Genomic DNA, 20,019 nt, shown 5'->3' with positions numbered 1-20,019 from the left:
GCGACGGCGGGATGATCCCGCAGTCCTTCATCCAGGAACTGCTCAACCGCGTCGACATCGTCGACGTGGTCGAGCGCTACGTCCCGCTGAAGAAGGCCGGCGCCAACTATCAGGCCTGCTGCCCCTTCCACAGCGAGAAGACCCCCTCCTTCACGGTCAGCCCTGCCAAGCAGTTCTATCACTGCTTCGGCTGCGGCGCGCACGGCAGCGCCATCGGCTTCCTGATGGAATATTCCGGGCTGAGCTATCCCGACGCCATCGAGGAACTGGCGCGCAACGCCGGCATGACCGTGCCGCGCGAAGACTTCACGCCGGAAATGGCACAGCGCCGCCAGCAGGCGGCGTCACTGACCGAGGTGATGGCGCGCGCCGCACAGCATTACAAGCAGCAGTTAAAAAAGAGCCCGCGCGCGATCGAATACCTGAAGGGCCGCGGGCTGTCGGGCGAGATCGCCGCCCGCTTCGGCATCGGCTACGCACCGGACGACTGGCAGGGCCTGCGCGAAGCCTTCGACGATTACGAAGCTGCAGCGCTGGCCGAATGCGGTCTGGTGATCGACGCCGAGCCCTCGGAAGGCCAGAGCAAGGGCCGACGCTACGACCGCTTCCGCGACCGCGTGATGTTTCCCATCCTCGACGCGCGGAACAATGTGATCGGTTTCGGCGGCCGCGTGCTCGACCGCGGCGAGCCGAAGTACCTGAATTCCCCGGAAACACCATTGTTCTCGAAGGGCCGCGAACTGTACGGCCTGACGCAGGCGCGCGCGGCGATCCGCGACGACGGCTTCGTGCTGGTGGTCGAGGGCTATATGGACGTGGTGGCGCTGGCCCAGTTCGGCGTCGGCAACGCGGTCGCCACACTGGGGACGGCGACCACCCCTGACCACATCCACAAGCTGTTCCGTCAGACCGACCGCATCGTATTCTGCTTCGACGGCGACCGCGCCGGTCGCAAGGCCGCGTGGCGCGGCCTCGAATCGGCGCTGTCGGAACTGAGCGACGGGCGAAGCGCATCCTTCCTCTTCCTGCCGACCGAGCACGACCCGGACAGCTTCGTCCGCGAACAGGGTGCAGACCGCTTCCGTCAGCTCGCGCTGTCGGCGCAACCGCTCAGCGAATACCTGCTGCACGAACTTCAGGCGCGCTGCGACACGCGCAGCGCCGAAGGTCGCGCCCAGTTCATCAACGAGGCGAAGCCGCTGGTGACGCAGATCCCGGCCGGCGCGCTGCGCACGCAGTTGCTGCACCTGCTGGCACCGGCGGTCGGGCTGTCGGCGCAGGAGCTGGCCGAAGCCTGCGGCCTGCGCATGCCGCGCCGCACTGGCCGCTACAACGCGCCACCGGCGCCAGCGGCACCGCGTGTCGCGCCGACGACGCCGGCACGCAAGCTGCTGTGCATGCTGATGCAGCGCCCCGCGCTCGGCAGCAAGGTCGGACATCTGGAAGACATCGACGACGACCCCTGGCTGCGGGCCGTGCAGGCGATCGCCGACTGCATCGAACATGGCGACATCGATGCCGGCAACACGGCCGCGCTGGTCGAGTACTTCAGGGATGGTCCGCACGGACCGTTGATCGAGGACGCGGTCGCCGCGGCGATCGACGACCCGGCTGACGAGGGCGCGCTGCCGCACATGTTCGACGACACGCTGCAGCATCTGAGGAAGACGGGAATTTCCCGCGCAATCAATCATCTGACGATGCTCGGTCGTCAGGCGCCACTGACTGCAGAGCAACAGGCCGAACTCGGCCGTCTGCTCAGAGAGAAGGCGCGGACTTGAAAGACGAGAAGCCAACCCCTAAAACGGGTATAATGACGGGTTTTCCCTGTCGACCGCTTACATAGGTCGGGCTCATTGCCGGCCCGGTACGACGGGGTCCTGTGCGCAGGCGGACGGCAATCCGGTGAGGGTTTTGCCTTGCCGGGTTCGCCGCTGGTTACACGCAGATCTGAGGATATACATGGTCGCCAAGGACAAGTCGAAGGATACACGCAAGCAGGCTGAAGTCGCAGAAAAGCCTGTTGCAGCCGCAAAGCCCGTCACCGCCCGCGGTGCAAAGGCCGCCAAAGACGCCAAAGCCAAGGATCTGAAAGCGAAGGCGGGTTCCGCCGAAGCGAACGCCCTGCCGATGGACGCCGATCAGCGTCGCCTGCGTCTGAAGACGCTGATTGCGCTGGGCAAGGAACGCGGTTACCTCACCTACGCCGAAATCAACGATCACCTGCCGGACGACATCGTCGACGCCGAGCAGATCGAATCCATCATTTCGACCTTTAACGACATGGGCATCCGTGTCTTCGACGAAGCGCCCGCTTCGGAAGACCTGCTCATGGGCGAGAACGCGCCGGCCGTGGTCGACGCGTCGGAAGTCGAAGAGGAAGCCGAACAGGCGCTGTCGACGGTCGAATCGGAATTCGGTCGCACGACCGATCCGGTGCGCATGTACATGCGTGAAATGGGTACGGTCGAACTGCTGACGCGCGAGGGCGAGATCGAGATCGCCAAGCGCATCGAGGACGGCCTGCGCCACATGATCCAGGCGATTTCCGCCTGCCCGACGACCATTGCCGAAATCCTCGACATGGCCGATCGCGTCGCGCGCGAAGAGATGCGCATCGACGAACTGATCGACGGCCTGATCGACCCGAACGCGGTCGAGGAAGAGGAAGAAGCGGCCGCCAGCGCCGAAGCGTCCGACGAAGAGGACGAGGACAGCGACGAAGAGGACGAGGACGGCGAAGGCGGCGCGATGAGCGCATCGCTGATCCAGCTCAAGGCCGATGCGCTGGAGCGCTTCGAAAGCATCCGCGCGCTGTACACGAAGATGCAGTCCACGCTGGACAAGAAGGGCTCGCAGGACAAGACCTATCTGAAGCTGCAGAAGCAGCTGTCGGACGAGCTGATGAACATCCGCTTCACCGCGCGCATGATCGAGAAGCTGTGCGACTCGGTGCGCAACATGGTCGAATCGGCGCGCAAGCACGAGCGCAAGATACTTGAACTGTGCGTGGACAAGGGCAATATGCCGCGCGCCCACTTCATCAAGGTGTTCCCGGGCAACGAGGTCAATATCGACTGGCTGAAGGGCGAAATCACCGCCGCCAAGTCGAATGGCGCGCAGCTGCTGCGTGCCGCCCCGGCCATCATCGAGGAACAGGGCAAGCTGATCGACATCCAGGACCGCATCGGCCTGCCGCTGAAGGAACTGAAGGACATCAACAAGCAGATGTCCACCGGCGAAGCCAAGATGCGCCGTGCCAAGCGCGAGATGACCGAAGCCAACCTGCGTCTGGTGATCTCGATCGCGAAGAAGTACACCAACCGCGGCCTGCAGTTCCTCGACCTGATCCAGGAAGGCAATATCGGTCTGATGAAGGCGGTGGACAAGTTCGAATACCGTCGCGGCTACAAATTCTCGACCTACGCGACCTGGTGGATCCGTCAGGCCATCACGCGTTCGATCGCCGATCAGGCGCGCACCATCCGTATCCCGGTGCACATGATCGAAACGATCAACAAGATGAACCGCATCTCGCGCCAGATCCTGCAGGAAACCGGTGCCGAGCCGGATCCGGCGACGCTGGCCATCCGCATGGAAATGCCGGAAGAGAAGATCCGCAAGATCCTGAAGATCAGCAAGGAGCCGATCTCGATGGAAACGCCGATCGGCGACGACGACGATTCTCATCTGGGCGACTTCATCGAGGACACCGCGACGCTGGCGCCGACCGACGCCGCACTGTTCGCCAGCCTGCGCGACATCACGAAGGAAGTGCTGGACAGCCTGACGCCGAGGGAAGCCAAGGTGCTGCGCATGCGCTTCGGCATCGAAATGAACACCGACCACACGCTGGAAGAGGTCGGCAAGCAGTTCGACGTGACCCGCGAGCGCATCCGCCAGATCGAAGCGAAGGCGCTGCGCAAGCTGCGTCACCCGTCGCGCAGCGAAAAACTGCGCAGCTTCCTCGACACGGAAACCTGATTTTCGTGTGAAACTTGAGCGACCCCATCGTCACGGAAAACAACAGGGAGGCCTACCGTGAAGACCATCGCTCAGGTGATTGAAGGCAAGCAGGGTCCGATCGCGACCGTCGAAGCGGACAACACGGTCATCAGCGCGCTGCGCGTGATGGCCAACCGCGGCATCGGTGCCGTGCTGGTGACCGACAACGGCGCACTGGCCGGCATCTTTTCCGAGCGCGACTATGCGCGCAAGGTGGTGCTGCAGGGCAAGGATTCCGCCACCACGCCGGTGCGCGACATCATGACCAGCAAGCTCATCCACGTGACGCCGGACATGACGGTCGATCAGGCGATGCAACTGATGAGCGACAAGCGCATCCGTCACCTGCCGGTGCTGGACACCGCAGGTTCGCTGGTCGGCGTCATTTCCATCGGTGACATGGTCAAGGAAACGATCGAGTACCAGCAGTTCCTGATCAAGCAGCTCGAAAGCTATATCGCGAGCTGATCTTCACGGCGGGAGCGCGAACGCGCTCCCGTACGTCTTTCAGAGCACCTTCCCCACCAGCGGCACCGTCATTTCCGCTTCGCTTGTGCCTCCATGCACGCCGATCAGCCGGTGCAGACGTTCCCCCGGTACGGTGTCGCGCAAGGTCCAGTCCGCTCTCATTTCCAGCGTGTAGTCACCGATGCGCTCAAGCAGGCGTGGATGAGGTACGCCCGGCCCGAAACGCCCGGCCGCAAAGAGATCGCTCGATCGCCACGGGATGCAGGCGCTGTCCAGAGCCTGCAGCGCGCGTTCGAAATCGCGCGCCCGCCCGGGTTTGAGGTGACAGAACACGGCGCGCCGCTCGCCCGACAGCGGGCCGGCGAGACAGTCGGCCAGCGACGGCAGCTGCTCGAGTTCGATCAGATGCTCCGTGGGCGCATCGATGAAGCCGTGATCCGCGGTCACCAGCAACTGCACGTCGCACCCTGCCATGCCTGCTGCCCAGTCGGCCAGCGCAGCGTCGGCCACGCGCAGCAGCTCGCGCGCACTGTCGGAAGCGCAGCCACGCACATGGGCACAATGGTCGAAGTCCGGCCAGTAAGCGTAGATGTAGCCAGGCGGCGACGGTGCGCGCAGCGCGCCCGTCAATGCGGCGAGCATGCCCTCGAGTCCAGCATAGGCGAGAACCTCGGCGCCAGCACTGTGCAGCGTATTGAACGGTGAATGCGCAATGTCGGCGGGCGAAATCACCTGCGACGCACCCGGCAGCGACGCGAACACGGACGGCGCCCGGCACACGCGCGCCAGCACCTCCTCCTGCGAACAGGGCAGATCGCCGTCGCCACGTGGTGTGACCGGCAGGATGGCGAGCACTCGGCCATCCAGGCCCGGTTCGGTACAGCGCAGGTGCCAGCCGGTCAGCCCATGCACCGCTGGCGACCGGGCTGTCATGAAAGTGGTGATGGCCGCCGCGGTGGTCGACGGGAACACGGAAGTCAGCGTCGCCATGCAGTGCCGGCGCAGGAAGCTGTCCTCGGGCAGCAGTTCGAGCTGCTTCATGCCGACGCCGTCGAGCACCAGCAACACGACGCTGCGCGCGGCACGCCAGGCTGACGCGTCCACATCGCGCAACCCCGCGCCGGTACGCTCACCGCGGCATGCGCGCACCACATCCTGCATCAGGTCGGCGATCGACCCACCTTCGAAATCCGGCCACATCGTCCGGCACCCTCCTCCGAAACCCGCTCCGCAGGCCCCGATACGGCGCCCCTTTGCTATAGTACCGCTCCCTTCCGGGCCTCTAGCTCATGCTTGGTTAGAGCAGCGGACTCATAATCCGTTGGTGCTGGGTTCGACTCCCAGGGGGCCCACCAGATCGCCCGCCCCAGCCCGCACACGGCTGGGGCCGCTCGCTCCGGGCGCCCGCCCATTGATCGTCATCAAGCCCCCCGCTGCCGGCGCCTAAAACCCCGCCGATTTGCGGCACACTGTCGCCTTGGTAATCAGTCGGCATTTCGGCAAGGGGTGATGGGCAATGGCAGTCGAACTGTTCAACAACGGCAAGCACGTCTGCCTGGCCTTCTACGATCTGGTCGACGAAGGCGCCGACCATGCGGTGCAGTGCAACCAGTTCCTGGTGGTGGACGGCGAACACGGCGCGCTGATCGACCCCGGCGGCAACATGACCTACACCGGGCTGATGATGGCGATGCAGCGCTATTTCCCGTCCAAGGATCTCGATCTCATCCTCGCCTCGCACGCCGACCCCGACATCATTGCGTCGATGAACAAATGGATGGTCAGCACCTCGTGCAAGGTGATGATTTCGAAGCTGTGGGCGCGCTTTCTGCCCCATTTCACGACAGGTCGCGACTACACGGCACGCATCATTCCGATCCCGGATGAAGGCATGCGGATTCCGCTCGGCGCCATGGAAATGCTGGCACTGCCGGCGCACTTCATGCACTCGGAAGGCAATTTCCAGTTCTACGACCCGGTGTCGAAAATCCTCTTCTCCGGCGACATGGGCGCCTCGATGATCGGCCACAGCGAAGCGCTGCCACCGGTCGGCGATTTCGACGCGCACGTTCCGCACATGTTCGGCTTCCACCGCCGCTACATGGTGTCGAACAAGATCTGCCGCTACTGGGCCAGCATGGTGCGCGGACTCGACATCGACATGATCGTGCCGCAGCACGGCGCCCGCTTCGAGGGCAAGGCGATGGTGAAGCGCTTCGTCGACTGGATAGAGAACCTGCCCTGCGGCGTCGACCTGATGACGCAGGCGCACTACAAGGCGCCCTGAACCGGCGCGTCGGAGCGCACTCAGCGTCCGGCCACTTCCAGCGCGTTGTCGACAGCGCGCACGCCGGGTACCGCCATCGCCGTCTGCAGCGCGCGCGCCAGTTGCGACGCGTCGCGCACGACCCCGCTCAAGGTCACGCGCCCGTCACGGGCGCTCACCGCGACATAGCAGCCGCGCAAGGCCTCGTCGCCGCCGAGTGCGCCCTTGATCGCCTCCTGCAGGCCGCGGTCGCGATCGTCGGTGACCGGATCGCGCAGCGTCGCCTGCGTGGCGGCGACCAGACTGGCCACCTGCGCGGGCGAGCAGATCGAGTAGGCGATTGCGGTCGTGGTGAGTAGGGTCGCAATGGACTGGCGGGTGATCATGGTCTGCCTCCGTATCTGTTTTAGCGGCGTACTCCGGCCGATGGGAGTGCCCGCATCAGCACACGCCATGCCACACCTCGCCTGCTTTTGAATTCAGATACTTGGACGGGGCCGCACACACTTCGCGTCGGGCTGCGGCGACGCGCGCCCGACACTGGACCGCAACCCCTTGCGCCGCGCCGGTCAGGCCTGTCGCATCTCGGCGACATCGCCGCGGAACAGGCCGGGGTTCAGGTCGTAGCGCTGCAGCAGGCGGTAGAACTCGGTGCGGTTGCGGCCGGCGATGCGCGCCGCGTCGGTCACGTTGCCGGCGGTGAGCTTGAGCAGCTGCACCAGGTAATTGCGCTCGAAGCGCTGTTTCGCCTCGGCGTAGCCCAACGCCTCCATCGGCTTCACACGCAGCGCACGATCCACCAGCGCGCGCGGCACCAGCGGCGTAGTGGCCAGCGCGCACGCCTGCTCGACCACGTTCTGCAGCTGCCGCACGTTGCCGGCCCAGTGCGCGGTCGCCAGCGCTTCCAGCGCGTCGGGCGCGAAGCCGCGCAAGCGCTTGCCGTACTTCTTTGCCAGCGTGCGCAGGAAGTGCTCGGCCAGCAGCGGAATGTCCTCACGCCGCTCGGACAGCGGAGGCAGCGTCAGCGTGACCACGTTGATGCGGTAATACAGGTCTTCGCGGAACTGCCCTTGCGCGAGCAGCGCGTCGAGATCGCAATGGGTGGCCGACACGATGCGCACATCGACCGGCTCGGCCTGCGTCGCGCCGACCGGTCGTACCGCCCGCTCCTGCAGCACGCGCAGCAGCTTCACCTGCAGCGCTGGCGGCATGTCGCCGATCTCGTCGAGAAACAGCGTTCCGCCGTGCGCTGCACGGAACAGCCCGGTGTGGCGCGCGACCGCGCCGCTGAAGGCGCCGCGTTCGTGGCCGAACAGTTCGGATTCGAGCAGCGCGTCCGGTATCGCGCTGCAGTTGATGGCGACGAAAGGCGCCTGCGCGCGCGGGCTGGCGCGGTGCAGGGCGCGTGCCAGCAGTTCCTTGCCAGTGCCGCTGTCGCCGCGTATCAGCACGCTGGCATCGGAGGCCGCCACCAGCCGCGCCTCGTCGAGCAGTGACTCCATCCGCGCACTGCGGCTGATGAAGCCGTCACGCCAGCCAGCGTCGATCGCCGTCACCGCACCGGCCGGAGCGGCGTGCGACAGCGCCTGAGCGATGCGATCGAGCAGTGAGGCGCTGTCGAAAGGTTTGGTCAGATAGCCGGCGACGCCGCGCGAGGTCGCCTCCACCGCATCGGGAATGCTGCCGTGCGCGGTCAGCAGGATGACCGGCAGCGCCGGGTGCTGCGCACGGATATCGTCGAACAGCGCGAGCCCGTCGCGGTCCGGCAGACGCACGTCGCTCAGCACCAGGCTGAAGCGCTCTACTGCCAGTCGCGTCAGCGCCGCCTCGGCCGTTTCGGCGGTGCTGACGCGATAGCCGCTGGCCTTGAGCCGCAGCGACAGCAGGCGCAGCAGATCGGTATCGTCGTCGACCAGCAGCAGACGGTGCTGCCCGTCCGCCCTCACCGCGGTACGCCGCGCGACGGAATGCGCGCGGGCGGCAGGCTGCGCTCGATGTCGGCCAGCGCGTCGAGCTTGCGCTGCAGTTCGTCCGTCCGCGCCTGGCTGTCCTTCAGTTGCTGGCTGCTGCGTTCGAGCTGCTGCGTCAGCTTCACGTTGGCAGCGTCCAGGCGCTGGCGCTCAATCACCTGTTCGAGCAGCGATTTCGCATACGGCTGCACGGCCCGCGCCTCGTCGCTGCTGGAGGCGACCAGCGCCTCCAGCAGGGTGCGCGCGCGCGTCAGATTGCCGCCGCGCGGCTGCGCCGCCTGCATCGCCTGCTGCAACTGGCGTTCCGCCGCATTCGTATCTGTTTCAAGCGCTGCCGGCTGTGGCGCCTCGTTCGTCGCCGGCGCGGATGGAGCGGGCTTCACTCCGGCGCAGGCAGCGAGCGAGAGCGCAAGCGCGATCGGGATCAGACGGGTCAGACGGACGTCAGCTGGCATGGGGCAATTCGATCCTGAAGTGGGCGCCGCGCTCGGCCGGCAGCACCAGTGCGCGACCGCCGTGCGCGGCGATAAATTCGCGCACGATGGCCAGGCCGAGGCCATTGCCCTTGTCCGGGCGCGGTGCGCGGCGGCTGCCGCGGAAGAAGGGTTCGAAGATGCGTTCGGTCTCGTCCGGCGCGACACCCGGACCTTCGTCGATGCAGTCGATGCGCGTGGTGCCACCATCGCTGCTCAGTTCGAGGCGCACCGTGCCACCGTGCGGGCTGAAGGCGATGCCGTTGGCCAACAGGTTCGTGAGCGCGATGCGCAGCTTGGCGGCGTCGCCGCGCACCGGCGGCGCATAGCCGCTGACATCGAGACGGATGTCCTTGGCCTGCGCCTGCAGCTTGAGGTCGGCCGCCACTTCGCGCGCCAGCGCACGCAGCGCGGTCGGCTTCAGTTCGAGGTGGCGGGCGTCGAACTGCGTCGCGTTGTAGCCGATCAGCTGTTCGATGCGTTCCTGCAGCGCGCGCGCATTCGCGTCGAGTATGCCGCTGACTTCGATCTGCTCGTCGCTGAGCCGTCCTGTCACACCGTCCTGCAGCAGCGCAATGCCCTCGCGCAGCGATGCGAGCGGCGTCTTCAGTTCGTGCGACACATGGCGCAGCACGCGATTGCGATGCGCTTCGAGATCGGCCAGCCGCAATCGCAGCCATTCGAGCTTCTCGCCGAGCCGGCGCAGATCGGCCGGGCCGCCGACCTGTACCGGCGTCGAGAACTGTCCTTCGCCGAGGCGCGCAATCGCCTGCTCCACGCGCTTCAGCGGCCGCAGTATCCACCAGCCGGTTGCCACCGCGAGCAGGAGCGCGAGGGCGATGGCCGCCAGCACCTGCGTCGCCAGGGTGTCGCGGCTCGACTCCAGCGTATCGAGCAGCGCCGCATTGCGGCCATCGATGGCCTCGCGCACGCCGGCGGCAAGGCGATCGTTGATCGGTGCGAGATCGGGCAACGCGTCGCCGACGGCGGCCTCGGCTGGCTGGTCGAACACGGCGCGCAACTGAGCTTCGGTGCGTCGCCACGTGTCCGCGTGCGGCGCGATCTGCGGCAAGCTCGCGGTCATCGTCGCCAGCGAGGCCAGCGCTTGCGTCTGAGCCTCATCGTAGCGGCGACGCAAACCGTCGTCCCGCAGCACGGCGTATTGACGCGCGCTGCGCGCCATGTCGAGCGAGCGCTCGTCGATCTGCTGCATCGCCGACGTCAGATTCAGTGCGCCACTGCCGGCCTCACGACTGGCGCGGGCGAAATCCTGCAACATGATCCAGCCATTTGCTGCTGCGGCACCGAGCGCGCCGGCAATCAGCAGCACGGTCAGCAGCAGGGTGGTACGGAAGGATGCATGAGGCATGGGTCGAAGGATTTCCGGTGAACGTCCGAGTCTAGGCAGCCCGGACGCGGGCCGCGGTAAGGTCCGGTAATGGAATGCAACAGAACGTTAAATCCGCCACGTCCCGGCGGTGTGTCGCCACGCGGCGACAGGGCGCAGCGCACATCTGGATGGGCGCTGCGCCCCTTCCCCGCAGCCGACTGTCGCGCTGCGGCGACAGAATCGCGTGCATGCGCTGCAGAAGCGCCGGAAAAGGTCGAATAGAAGCGCATAAATCATTGATTCAATAATAGATTCACCACCAGGCACACGACTTGCGAACGGTCGGTGCGCGCCGTGCCGCACGGTGCGAGCCACTTTCAAGGAGACGATATGTTCAACAAGCCCGGCCTGTTCCCGAAATCCACCGAATCCACGCTGCCGCGCACGATACGACCGGGCGGCGGCGGCACGTCCGGCAGCGGTATGACGGTGAGCACGACACCGTCGCCGGCCGCACTGTCGCCGCAGCGCGACACTCCGGCGCCGCAGCCGTCGAAGCCGGAAGCGATCGAACCCTCGCCCACGCACGGCAGCCGTCTCATCGTCGGCCCCGACGTGAAGCTGCGTGGCGCGGAAATTCTCGATTGCGACACGCTGGTGGTCGAAGGTCGGGTCGAAGCGACGATGGACAGCCGCGTCATCCGCATCGCCGAGAACGGTGCCTACTCCGGCACCGTCAGCATCGACGTGGCGGAAATCCACGGCAATTTCGACGGCGAACTGACCGCGCGCGAACAGCTCATCGTCCATGCCACCGGCCGCGTCAGCGGCAAGATCCGCTACGGCAAGATCCATATCGAGGAAGGCGGCGAAATTTCGGGCGACATTAAATCGCTGGCCAGCGCCGGCAAGGAAAAGCCGGTCGAGCGCAAAGCCGACGAGCCGCGGTCGCTGACCGCGCTCGCCGGTTGAAGCGGATCAGCGTGAGGACGACGCTGCGGCGTCGTCCGGCGCGGCCACAGCCTCCTCACCCCGTCCGCCGCCGAGCGCGGCGTACAGGTTCACCACTTCGGCCAGTTGCCCCTGGCGTGCGCGCACCAGTGCCAGCGATGCCTCGTTGGCGGTGCGCTGCGCATCCAGCACTTCGAGATAGCGCGAGTAGCCTGCGTCGTAGCGCTTCTGCGCCAGTTGCAGGCTGCGCGCCGCGGCGTCGGACTGCGCCAGCAGTGCGCTCACACTCTGCGCGTACTGTTCGGCAGCGACCAGTGCGTCACGCACGTCGGTGAAGGCGTTACGGATGGCCGACACGTAGCCGGCCAGCGCCTGCTTCTGCTGCGCCGTGGCCTGATCGACGCGGGCGCTGCGGCGACCGGCGTCGAACAGGGGCAGATCGAGTGCGACGCCGAGCGACCAGATATTGGCCGGGCCACTGAACAGGTCCGACAATTCGCGGCTCTGCGAGCCGTAGTTGCCGGTCAGCGAAATCGACGGATAGAGCGCCGCCTTGGCGACACCGATCTGTGCGTTGGCCGACGCCAGCTCCGCCTCCGCCTGTCGCACATCGGGACGGGCGTCGAGCAGTGACGACGGCAAGCCGGCTGGCGGCAACGGCGGCAGCGGCAGGCTGCGCAGGTCGCCGGCCTCGATGCGCATGCCCAGATTGCCGGTCAGCAGCGCGATCTGGTTTTCGGCGATGCCGCGGCTGCGCGCCAGATCGGCGATCTGCGCCTCGATCGCCGCGACCGCGCCGAACGCCTGCTGCAGTTCCAGTTCGTTGGTGAGACCACGCTCGACACGGCTGCGCAGGATGTCCACGTTCTCACGCCGCGTGGCCAGCGTGTCGCGCGACAGCACGAGCTGTGCGTCGAGCGCGCGCAGGTTCAGGTAGCCACCGACCACCTGGCTCACCAGCGTCAGTTCCACCGTGTCCTTCGCGTGCCGCGTACCGAGCGCCTGCGCGCGCGCCGCCTCGCTGGCGCGGCGCAAGCGGCCCCAGAAATCGAGTTCGAACGAGGTCGAGATCGCCGTCTGGAAGCTGTTGCGGTAGAGCGGCGCGCCGGCCGGTATGGGCGCACCGACGCCACTGATGCGCGAACGGCTGGCCGAGGCGCCAAGACCGACATCGGGGAACAAAGCCGCGCCGGCTTCGCGCAGCAGCGCGTCGGCCTGTTCGATCCGCGCCGCGGCGCGCTGTACGTCGGCGTTGTCGGCAAGCGCCCGCTCGACCAGCGTGTTCAGCGTGTCGTCGTTGAAATGCTTCCACCAGCCACGCGCGACCGCAACGGGCGCCGCGTCCTGCGCGGGTGCGTACTGTGCCGGCAGATCGACCGTCGGGCGCACATAGTCCGGCCCGACCATGCAGCCGGACAGCAGCGCTGCGCAGGCCAGCGCGATTGGCGTCTTCAGGGCGGCGGGCATCATGCGGTCACCTCGTCGGCCGGGCCGTCGTCACGGCGCGCCGCCTTGCGGCCGGCCATCCAGCTGTAGAACATCGGAATGAATATCGTGGCGATGAAGGTGGCGGCCAGCATGCCGCCGAACACGCCGGTCCCCATCGAGCGGCGCGCCGCGGCGCCGGCACCGGTGGCGGTGACCAGCGGCACCACGCCGAGGATGAAGGCCAGCGCCGTCATGCAGATCGGGCGGAAGCGCAGTCGTGCCGCCTCCAGCGACGCGGTGATGGCGTCCATGCCTTCCTGCTGCTTCTGCAGGGCGAACTCGACGATCAGAATGGCGTTCTTCGCCGCCAGCCCGACCAGCACCACCAGACCGATCTGGAAGTAGATGTCATTCGGCATGCCGCGCACCCATACGGCCAGCAGCGCGCCGAGGATGGCGAACGGGATGGCCATGATGACCGCCAGCGGCAGCGACCAGCGCTCGTACTGTGCAGCCAGGATCAGGAACACCATGATGATGCCGAACCCGAGCGCCAGCACCGAGGTGATGCCCGTGCGCTTCTCCTGGTAAGCCTGCCCCACCCACTCCAGCGTGTAACCGGCTGGCAGCACCTGACGCGCCACCTCCTCGACCGCCGCGATGCCATCACCGGAGCTGCGACCGGGGGCCGCATTGCCCAGTATCTTGGCGGCGACGAAGCCGTTGAAGCGCTCGACCATTTCCGGCCCGACCACGGTACGCACGCTGATCACCGCCGACAGCGGAATCATCGCGCCGGAGCTCGACCGGACGTAGGGCTTGCCGAGGTCCTCCGGCTTCATCCGGTAGGGCGCGTCGGCGCCGAGCTGCACCTTGTAGGTCTTGCCCGAGCGGTTGAAGTCGTTCACGTACAGCGTGCCCATCGTCGCCTGCAGCGTCGAATACAGCGCGTCGAGCGGAATGCCCAACGACAGCGCCTTCGGCTCATCGACATCGACCGCGAGCTGCGGCGACGACACACGGAAGAAGGTCTTCACGTCCACCAGTTCCGGTCGCTTGTTCAGCTCAGCGATCAGCTGCCCCGTAATGGCCGCCAGCTTGCGCGCATCGGAATCCTCGCGCGCCTGCACATAGGCTTCGAAACCACCGGCCGCGCCCAGCCCCTGGATCGGCGGCGGATTGAAGATGAAGCCCATGCCGTCGGTCAGCTTCATGCCTTCGGCGGCGATCACCTTCTGCAGGTCGTCGGCCGTGGTCGCGCGGTCCTTCCACGGTTTCAGCACGACGAAGGTCATCGCCACGCTGGGCCGGTTGTTGCCGGTGATGAAGTCCATGCCGCGCACCATGAACACGTTCTCCACCGCCGGGTGGTCGTTGATCACGCGGCGGATCTTCTCGAACGACACCTCGGTCCGCTCGGCCGAAGCGCCGTCGGGCAGCGTGACGAAGCCGAACAGATAGCCCTGGTCCTCGGACGGAACGAAGGCGCCGGGCACAACGCGGAACATGAAACCGGCGCCGGCGAACAGCAGCAGCACCAGCAGCGTCGCCACGACGCGGTGACGCAGCGTGGCGCCCACGGTGCCGGTATACAGCCGGGTGAGCCATTCGAAGCCACGGTTGAACGGGCGGAAGAATTTCACCTCGCCCTCGTGCTCCTTCAGCATCAGCGCGCACAGCGCCGGCGTCAGCGTCAGCGCGACGACACCGGAGATCGACACCGAAATCGCCACCGTGGCGGCGAACTGCTGGTAGAGCTGACCGGCGATGCCGCCGAGGAAAGCCACCGGTACGAACACCGCGCACAGCACCAGCACCATCGCCACCAGCGCGCCCGACACCTCGCGCATCGCCGCCATCGACGCCTGCTTGGGTGGCAGCGCGTGTTCGCGCATCTGCCGCTCGACGTTCTCCAGCACGACGATGGCATCGTCAACCACGATGCCGATCGACAACACCATTGCGAACAGCGTCAGCGTGTTGATCGAGAAACCGAGCGCCCACAGACCGGCGAAGGTGCCGACCAGCGACACCGGCACCGCGATCAGCGGAATCAGCGTGGCGCGCCAGTTCTGCAGGAACACCCACACCACCAGCACCACCAGCACGGTGGCCTCGGCCAGCGTGTGCACCACCTCCTTGATCGACTCGCTGATGAAGCGCGTGGTGTCGTTCGGGATGATGAATTCGGTGCCTTCGGGCAGTCGCTGCGACAGTTCGTCGAGCTTGGCGCGCACCGCCTTGGCGGTGTCGAGCGCGTTGGCACCCGACTGCAGATAGACACCCATGCCGGACACCGGCGTGCCATTCACCTTGGTCGTACGGTCGTAGTTCTCGGCACCCAGTTCGATCCGTGCGACATCCTTCAGCCGCACCACGCCGCCCGGGCCGTCGGCGCGCAGGATGATGTTCTCGAACTGCGGAATGTCGAGCAGTCGGCCCTTGGCGGTCACCGTGTAGGTGAGCTGCTGGCCGTTGGTGACCGGCTCCTGACCGATACGGCCGACCGCGTTCTGCGCGTTCTGCACGCGGATGGCGGCCGCCACCTCGGTGGTCGTGATGCCCAAGCGCGCCATCACGTCCGGCTTCAGCCAGACGCGCATCGCGTACGGCGCGTCGAAGGCGATCGCGTCACCGACGCCGGGCAGGCGGCGCAGTTCCTCCAGCACGTTCACCTGCACGTAATTGGTCAGGAACAGCGTGTCGCGCTGGCCGTCGGTCGACTTCAGCGCAGCGATCATCAGCAGGTTGTTCGAGCGCTTGCGCACCACCAGGCCGGAGCGGCGCACGTCTTCCGGCAGCCGCGACTCGGCCACCGAAATGCGGTTGTTCACCGCGATCAGCGCGGTATCCGGATTGGTGCCCACCTCGAAGGTGAGCGTGATGGTGACCGTGCCGTTCGACGTCGAAGTCGAGTTGAAGTACAGCAGGCCCTCGATGCCCGACAGCTGTTCCTCGATCGGGGCCGCCACCGTGCGCGCCAGCGTTTCCGAGTTGGCACCCGGATAGGAGGCGGTGACGATCACCGTGGGCGGCGAAATCTCCGGGTACTGCGCGATCGGCAGCGACAGCGAGGCCACCAGGCCCGCAATCATGATGACGATGGATATGACGCCCGAAAAGATCGGGCGGTTGATGAAGAAGCGGGCCATGTGCGGGCGCTCCTTCAGGACTTCGCCGGCGGCGCGGCTTCACCCGCCGCGCGCGGCGCCACCGGCGCGCCCGGACGCAGCTTGATCAGGTTATCGACGATGACGCGGTCACCGGCCTGCAGGCCGCCGGTCACCACCCAGTCCTTGCCCTGCCACTGGCCGAGCTTGACCGGACGCGGCTCCACCTTGCCTTCGGCATTGGCCAGCATCACCACCGGACCGCTCTCGGTCTGCGTCACCGCAGCCTGCGGCACCAGGAACACGTTGTCGCGCTCCCCGGCGATCACCCGGGCGCGGACGAACTGGCCGGGCAGCACGACGGCGTCGGCATTGGCGAATTCGGCGCGCATTTCCAGCGTGCCCAGCGCCGGATCAATGCGGCTGGCGGAGAAATTGATGCGGCCGCGCTGCGGCAGGATGCTGCCGTCGGGCAGCTGCAGCTCGACCTCGCGGAAACTGCGCACCGCCGCCCGACCACCCGGCACACCGGCCAGATCGTTGTCCGAAAGGCTGAAACGCACCCAGATCGGGTTGATCTGCGCAATCGTGGTGAGCAGGCTGTCGGTCCCGGTATTCACCAGAGAACCTTCGGAACGCTGGGCGCGTCCGGTCACGCCGGCCACCGGCGCAGTCACCTGCGTATAGCTCAGATTCAGTTCCGCTTCGCGCACCGCCGCTTCGGCCGATTTCACCGCCGCCCTGGCCACTGCGCTGGCCGAGCGCGCGTCATCAAATTCCTTCTGGCTGATCGCCTTGTCGGCCACCAGCCCGGTCAGACGCTGCGCTTCACGCGCCGTCTGTTCCTCGACCGCCTGCGCTTCGGCCAGACGCGCCTTGGCCTGCGCCAGCGCAATCTCGAACGGGGCACGCTCGATGCGGAACAGCATCTGCCCGGCCTTGACCGGCTCGCCCTCGCGGAACAGCCATTTCTCGAGGATGCCGCTGACCCGCGCCCGCACCTCGACCTCGCGCGCACCTTCGGCCTGCGCCACCGCCTCCACCACCAGCGGCGCCTGCGTCGGCGCCACTTCGATCACGGTGACCGGCAGGGCCTGCGGCGCCGCGGCGGCCGGCTGCGCTGACTTGTCGCCGCTGCAGGCGGAGAGCAGCAGCGCCGCAGCGATCAGTACGACGAAACCGAAAGAGGCGTGGCGCGGAGAAAGTCGGCGCCCCGGGCGCACGGCCAGGCGGGAAATCGGGCGCGAGGCGGGCACGGCGGCCGCGGAGCGGACAGGCATCGGGGAACTCTCCTGAATTCGGCCTGCAATTATATACAAGCACGAATGTTTGTAAATTTGCCCCATGCGGGGTATCGGCGCACGGCGGGCGAACTGTCACTGAGTCATGACGGCGCCGATTCGGTTCCTGCGGACGGCGGATTCTCCGGTGCCGTGCCCTCCGGTATGCCCTGCAGTCGGCGTCGGACCATGTGAATGTGGGCACGCAGCTGGTAGTGATAATCGGAATGCGCCAGCGGCACCGTGATGCGCGCGACCGCCGCCTCTATGCGGTCGATGTCGTCCAGCCACTCGGCCCGGCTGCGCGTCGTGTCCGGCAGCATGGCCTGACGTTCGACGTCCTTCAGTTCGCCATACCAGCGGTACAGCTTGCTGCGCACGCGCCAGACATACAGTTGCGGCAGGATCTTGAACAGCGGCAGTGCCAGGGCCAGCAGCGGCACCAGCAGCACCAGCATGCGATCGAGAAGGTTGGCGATCGAGAACGGCAGATAGCGCTGCAGGAAGGGCGGGCCGACCTCGTAGAAGCGCTTGGCGCGCGGATGCAGTTCGAAGTCGCCGCCGTCCGCCTTCGGAAACTCGCCCGGCCGCTGGAACACGCTGGCCTCGGCATGCGCCGGCTTCATCGCGCCGAGCATCAGGTCGATCAGCGCCGGGTGCGTGTCCTCGCGCGCCACCATATAGGCCTGTGTCGCCACCAGCGACACGTCCTTCGACGGAATGTCGCGTACGAAATCGATTGCGCCACGCGGCAGCGTCAGCATGGTCAGATGCGGAAAGCGGCGCGAGTAGGCGGGCGCCTGCGTCATGCTCATCAGCGAAACGCCGTCCGAATACAGCAAGGCCCATACGCTTGCCGAATGCACGGCGCCGACCACGACCAGCGCGTCGATGCGGCGGTTGCGCAGCGCGGTGACGCCGGCGATTCCACTCAGCGGCAGCAGACGCCGCTTGTCGTCCGCCATGCCGTGCGCCGCCAGCATCTGCAGCGCAAGGTGGCGGGTGCCACTGCCTTCCGGCCCGACGCCGATGCGCAGGCCCTTCAACTGATCCAGCCGCTCCAGTCCGGGCCGGCCGCGGTAGAACACCCACACCGGTTCGTAATAGGCGGCCCCGAGAGACAGCAGCCCGGGCGGGTGATCTTCCGCACTGCCGCCCTGGACGAAGGCGAAATCGACGCTCTGTTCCGGGTCGTTCAGACGCTTCAGATTCTCTATCGAACCGGCGCTTTCGAGCAATTTCACGCCAACGCCGAAGGGCTCGATCAGCGGCTTGTAGCGGGCGCAGAAGGATTCATAGGCAGAACCCTGGGCACCGCAGGAAATCGTCGCCTGGTCGGGCGGTGCCGGCTTGATGTAGCGGGCGGCGAACCAGAAACCGGCGGCGATGATGAGCAGGGCCGGCAGGCCGAGCGCGAACATGTCGCGGAAGGACAACTGGCGCAACCAGTTGCGCAGCGCGGAAGCGCGGAGCGTATAGGGCGTCGGAGCATTCATCGGGCAGTAGGGTAGCGCGCCGACCGGGCTCGCGCACGGCCTGATGCCCTCGCGCACATCTGTTTCATTCTGTCAGCCGCGATTCGGGCCGTCTAAAGTCGCCCGCGCGCGGCGCCGTTATTCCTTCGTGCGGAAAGGATGGATCGGACGGGCCGATCGGGCACCGCCGCACATCGAACAAGATACGCACATGGGGTGCCCTGGATGAATGTAGTGGTCGTGGATGACGCGCAGGTGAATCTGGTTCTGATGTCTGCGCTGCTGGGCAAGCTGCCGGACGTCGAATCGGCCTGTTTCCTGTCGCCGTCGGAGGCGCTGGAACACTGCATGCGCGAAGACCCCGATCTGGTCATCGTCGATTACATGATGCCGGACATGGACGGCATCGAGTTCATCCGGCGCTTCCGCTCCAATCTTTCGCGCACGCAGACGCCGCTGCTGATGGTCACCGCCGACCACGAGCGCGAGGTGCGCTACCGCGCGCTGGAATCCGGCGCCAACGATTTCCTGACCAAGCCGGTAGACCGCGTCGAGTTCACGTCGCGCGTCAAGAACATGCTGTCGCTGCGTCGCAGTCAGGTCGTGCTGGCCAACCACGCGCGGGTGCTGGCCGACGAAGTGCGTCGCGCCACCGCCGAAATCTTCGAGCGCGAGCGCGAGACATTGAACAAGCTGGCGCGTGCCGCCGAATTCCGCGACCCCGAGACCGGTGCCCACATTCTGCGCATGGCGCACTTCTCCGCCATGATCGCGCGCGAAATGGGGCTCGACGCCGACATGCAGGAGGCGCTGCTGATCGCCGCACCGATGCACGACGTCGGCAAGCTGGGCACACCGGATCACATCCTGCTCAAACCGGGCCGTCTTGACGCGGACGAGTTCGAGATCATGAAGCAGCACGCCTCCATCGGATACGAAATCCTGAAGGACTCGGCGTCGCCCTACATGCAGATGGCGGCGACGATCGCACTCAGCCATCACGAGAAGTTCGACGGCAGCGGCTACCCCAATGGCCTTGCCGGCGAGGCCATCCCGCTGGTCGGGCGCATCGTCGCAGTGGCCGACGTGTTCGACGCACTGACCTCGTCGCGCCCCTACAAGAAGGCGTGGGAAGTCGCACGCGCACGCGACTTTCTCGCCGCTGGACGCAACCTGCACTTCGACCCGAGCTGCGTGGACGCCATGCTGGGTCGCTGGGAGGAAGTGCAGGAGATCCGGGCACGCTTCCGGGACGACTGAGTC

At 66.5% G+C, this 20,019-nt stretch carries 15 protein-coding genes and 1 tRNA gene; 7 read left to right on the top strand and 9 right to left on the bottom strand.

What is annotated here, in order from left to right:
• Positions 1-11 precede the first annotated feature (11 nt).
• The 3 genes from dnaG to IV112_RS17010 all read left to right on the top strand — a co-directional run bounded on the left by dnaG (position 12) and on the right by IV112_RS17010 (position 4,473).
• On the top strand, positions 12-1,781 hold the full coding sequence (gene dnaG, locus IV112_RS17020) for a DNA primase (protein ID WP_304005468.1): 1,770 nt from the start codon (positions 12-14) through the stop codon (positions 1,779-1,781).
• Between the two features lie 181 nt (positions 1,782-1,962).
• A complete protein-coding gene (rpoD, locus tag IV112_RS17015) occupies positions 1,963-3,984 on the top strand; it encodes an RNA polymerase sigma factor RpoD (protein ID WP_019915415.1) in 2,022 nt (673 codons plus the stop codon).
• 57 nt (positions 3,985-4,041) lie between these two features.
• Positions 4,042-4,473: a CBS domain-containing protein gene (locus IV112_RS17010; protein WP_304005464.1), complete on the top strand. Its 432-nt coding sequence runs from the start codon at positions 4,042-4,044 to the stop codon at positions 4,471-4,473.
• Positions 4,474-4,512: 39 nt separating this feature from the next.
• Here the strand turns inward: IV112_RS17010 and IV112_RS17005 are convergent, their stop codons facing one another.
• The gene (locus IV112_RS17005) at positions 4,513-5,673 is read right to left on the bottom strand and encodes an alkaline phosphatase family protein (protein WP_304005461.1); all 1,161 of its coding nucleotides are present in this window, start codon (positions 5,671-5,673) and stop codon (positions 4,513-4,515) included.
• A 76-nt stretch (positions 5,674-5,749) separates the two neighbouring features.
• Between IV112_RS17005 and IV112_RS17000 the strand changes: the two genes are divergently transcribed.
• Both IV112_RS17000 and IV112_RS16995 read left to right on the top strand, forming a co-directional pair.
• A tRNA-Ile gene (locus tag IV112_RS17000) sits at positions 5,750-5,828 on the top strand.
• Positions 5,829-5,989: 161 nt separating this feature from the next.
• Complete coding sequence (locus IV112_RS16995; RefSeq protein WP_304005457.1) at positions 5,990-6,760, top strand: MBL fold metallo-hydrolase; 771 nt, start codon at positions 5,990-5,992, stop codon at positions 6,758-6,760.
• A 20-nt stretch (positions 6,761-6,780) separates the two neighbouring features.
• On the opposite strand, the gene IV112_RS16990 is transcribed toward IV112_RS16995, so the two are convergent.
• The 4 genes from IV112_RS16990 to IV112_RS16975 all read right to left on the bottom strand — a co-directional run bounded on the left by IV112_RS16990 (position 6,781) and on the right by IV112_RS16975 (position 10,551).
• Positions 6,781-7,125, bottom strand: a complete 345-nt coding sequence (locus tag IV112_RS16990) for a BON domain-containing protein (protein ID WP_304005454.1) — start codon at positions 7,123-7,125, stop codon at positions 6,781-6,783.
• 183 nt (positions 7,126-7,308) lie between these two features.
• Positions 7,309-8,685 carry a sigma 54-interacting transcriptional regulator gene (locus IV112_RS16985; protein WP_304005453.1) on the bottom strand — a complete coding sequence of 459 codons (1,377 nt, stop codon included), beginning with the start codon at positions 8,683-8,685 and terminating at the stop codon, positions 7,309-7,311.
• On the bottom strand, positions 8,682-9,164 hold the full coding sequence (locus tag IV112_RS16980; protein WP_304005450.1) for a hypothetical protein: 483 nt from the start codon (positions 9,162-9,164) through the stop codon (positions 8,682-8,684). Before IV112_RS16980 ends, IV112_RS16985 begins: the two co-directional genes overlap by 4 nt.
• Complete coding sequence (locus tag IV112_RS16975; RefSeq protein WP_304005447.1) at positions 9,154-10,551, bottom strand: HAMP domain-containing sensor histidine kinase; 1,398 nt, start codon at positions 10,549-10,551, stop codon at positions 9,154-9,156. The genes IV112_RS16980 and IV112_RS16975 overlap by 11 nt, the downstream gene beginning before the upstream one ends.
• A 351-nt stretch (positions 10,552-10,902) precedes the next feature.
• Here IV112_RS16975 and IV112_RS16970 point away from each other — a divergent pair, with 351 nt between their 5' ends.
• Positions 10,903-11,484 (top strand): bactofilin family protein, encoded by a 582-nt coding sequence (locus IV112_RS16970; protein WP_304005444.1) that lies wholly within the window; start codon positions 10,903-10,905, stop codon positions 11,482-11,484.
• A 6-nt stretch (positions 11,485-11,490) separates the two neighbouring features.
• Here the strand turns inward: IV112_RS16970 and IV112_RS16965 are convergent, their stop codons facing one another.
• From IV112_RS16965 to IV112_RS16950, 4 genes are all read right to left on the bottom strand, one after another.
• Complete coding sequence (locus tag IV112_RS16965; protein WP_304005442.1) at positions 11,491-12,933, bottom strand: efflux transporter outer membrane subunit; 1,443 nt, start codon at positions 12,931-12,933, stop codon at positions 11,491-11,493.
• Entirely contained in the window at positions 12,930-16,043 is a 3,114-nt protein-coding gene (locus tag IV112_RS16960; RefSeq protein WP_304005439.1) for an efflux RND transporter permease subunit, read from the bottom strand. The genes IV112_RS16965 and IV112_RS16960 overlap by 4 nt, the downstream gene beginning before the upstream one ends.
• Before the next feature lie 14 nt (positions 16,044-16,057).
• Positions 16,058-17,281 carry an efflux RND transporter periplasmic adaptor subunit gene (locus IV112_RS16955; RefSeq protein ID WP_304005437.1) on the bottom strand — a complete coding sequence of 408 codons (1,224 nt, stop codon included), beginning with the start codon at positions 17,279-17,281 and terminating at the stop codon, positions 16,058-16,060.
• Between the two features lie 104 nt (positions 17,282-17,385).
• Positions 17,386-18,777, bottom strand: coding sequence for a TAXI family TRAP transporter solute-binding subunit (locus IV112_RS16950; RefSeq protein ID WP_304005435.1), 1,392 nt, complete (start codon positions 18,775-18,777; stop codon positions 17,386-17,388).
• A 204-nt stretch (positions 18,778-18,981) separates the two neighbouring features.
• Here IV112_RS16950 and IV112_RS16945 point away from each other — a divergent pair, with 204 nt between their 5' ends.
• Positions 18,982-20,016 (top strand): HD domain-containing phosphohydrolase, encoded by a 1,035-nt coding sequence (locus IV112_RS16945; protein WP_304005432.1) that lies wholly within the window; start codon positions 18,982-18,984, stop codon positions 20,014-20,016.
• Positions 20,017-20,019 lie beyond the last annotated feature (3 nt).

The organism is Methyloversatilis discipulorum (assembly GCF_018780585.1).
Lineage (GTDB): Bacteria > Pseudomonadota > Gammaproteobacteria > Burkholderiales > Rhodocyclaceae > Methyloversatilis > Methyloversatilis discipulorum_B.
The sequence above is the reverse complement of the archived record's forward strand: the minus strand, read 5'-3'. Positions and strand labels throughout refer to the sequence as shown.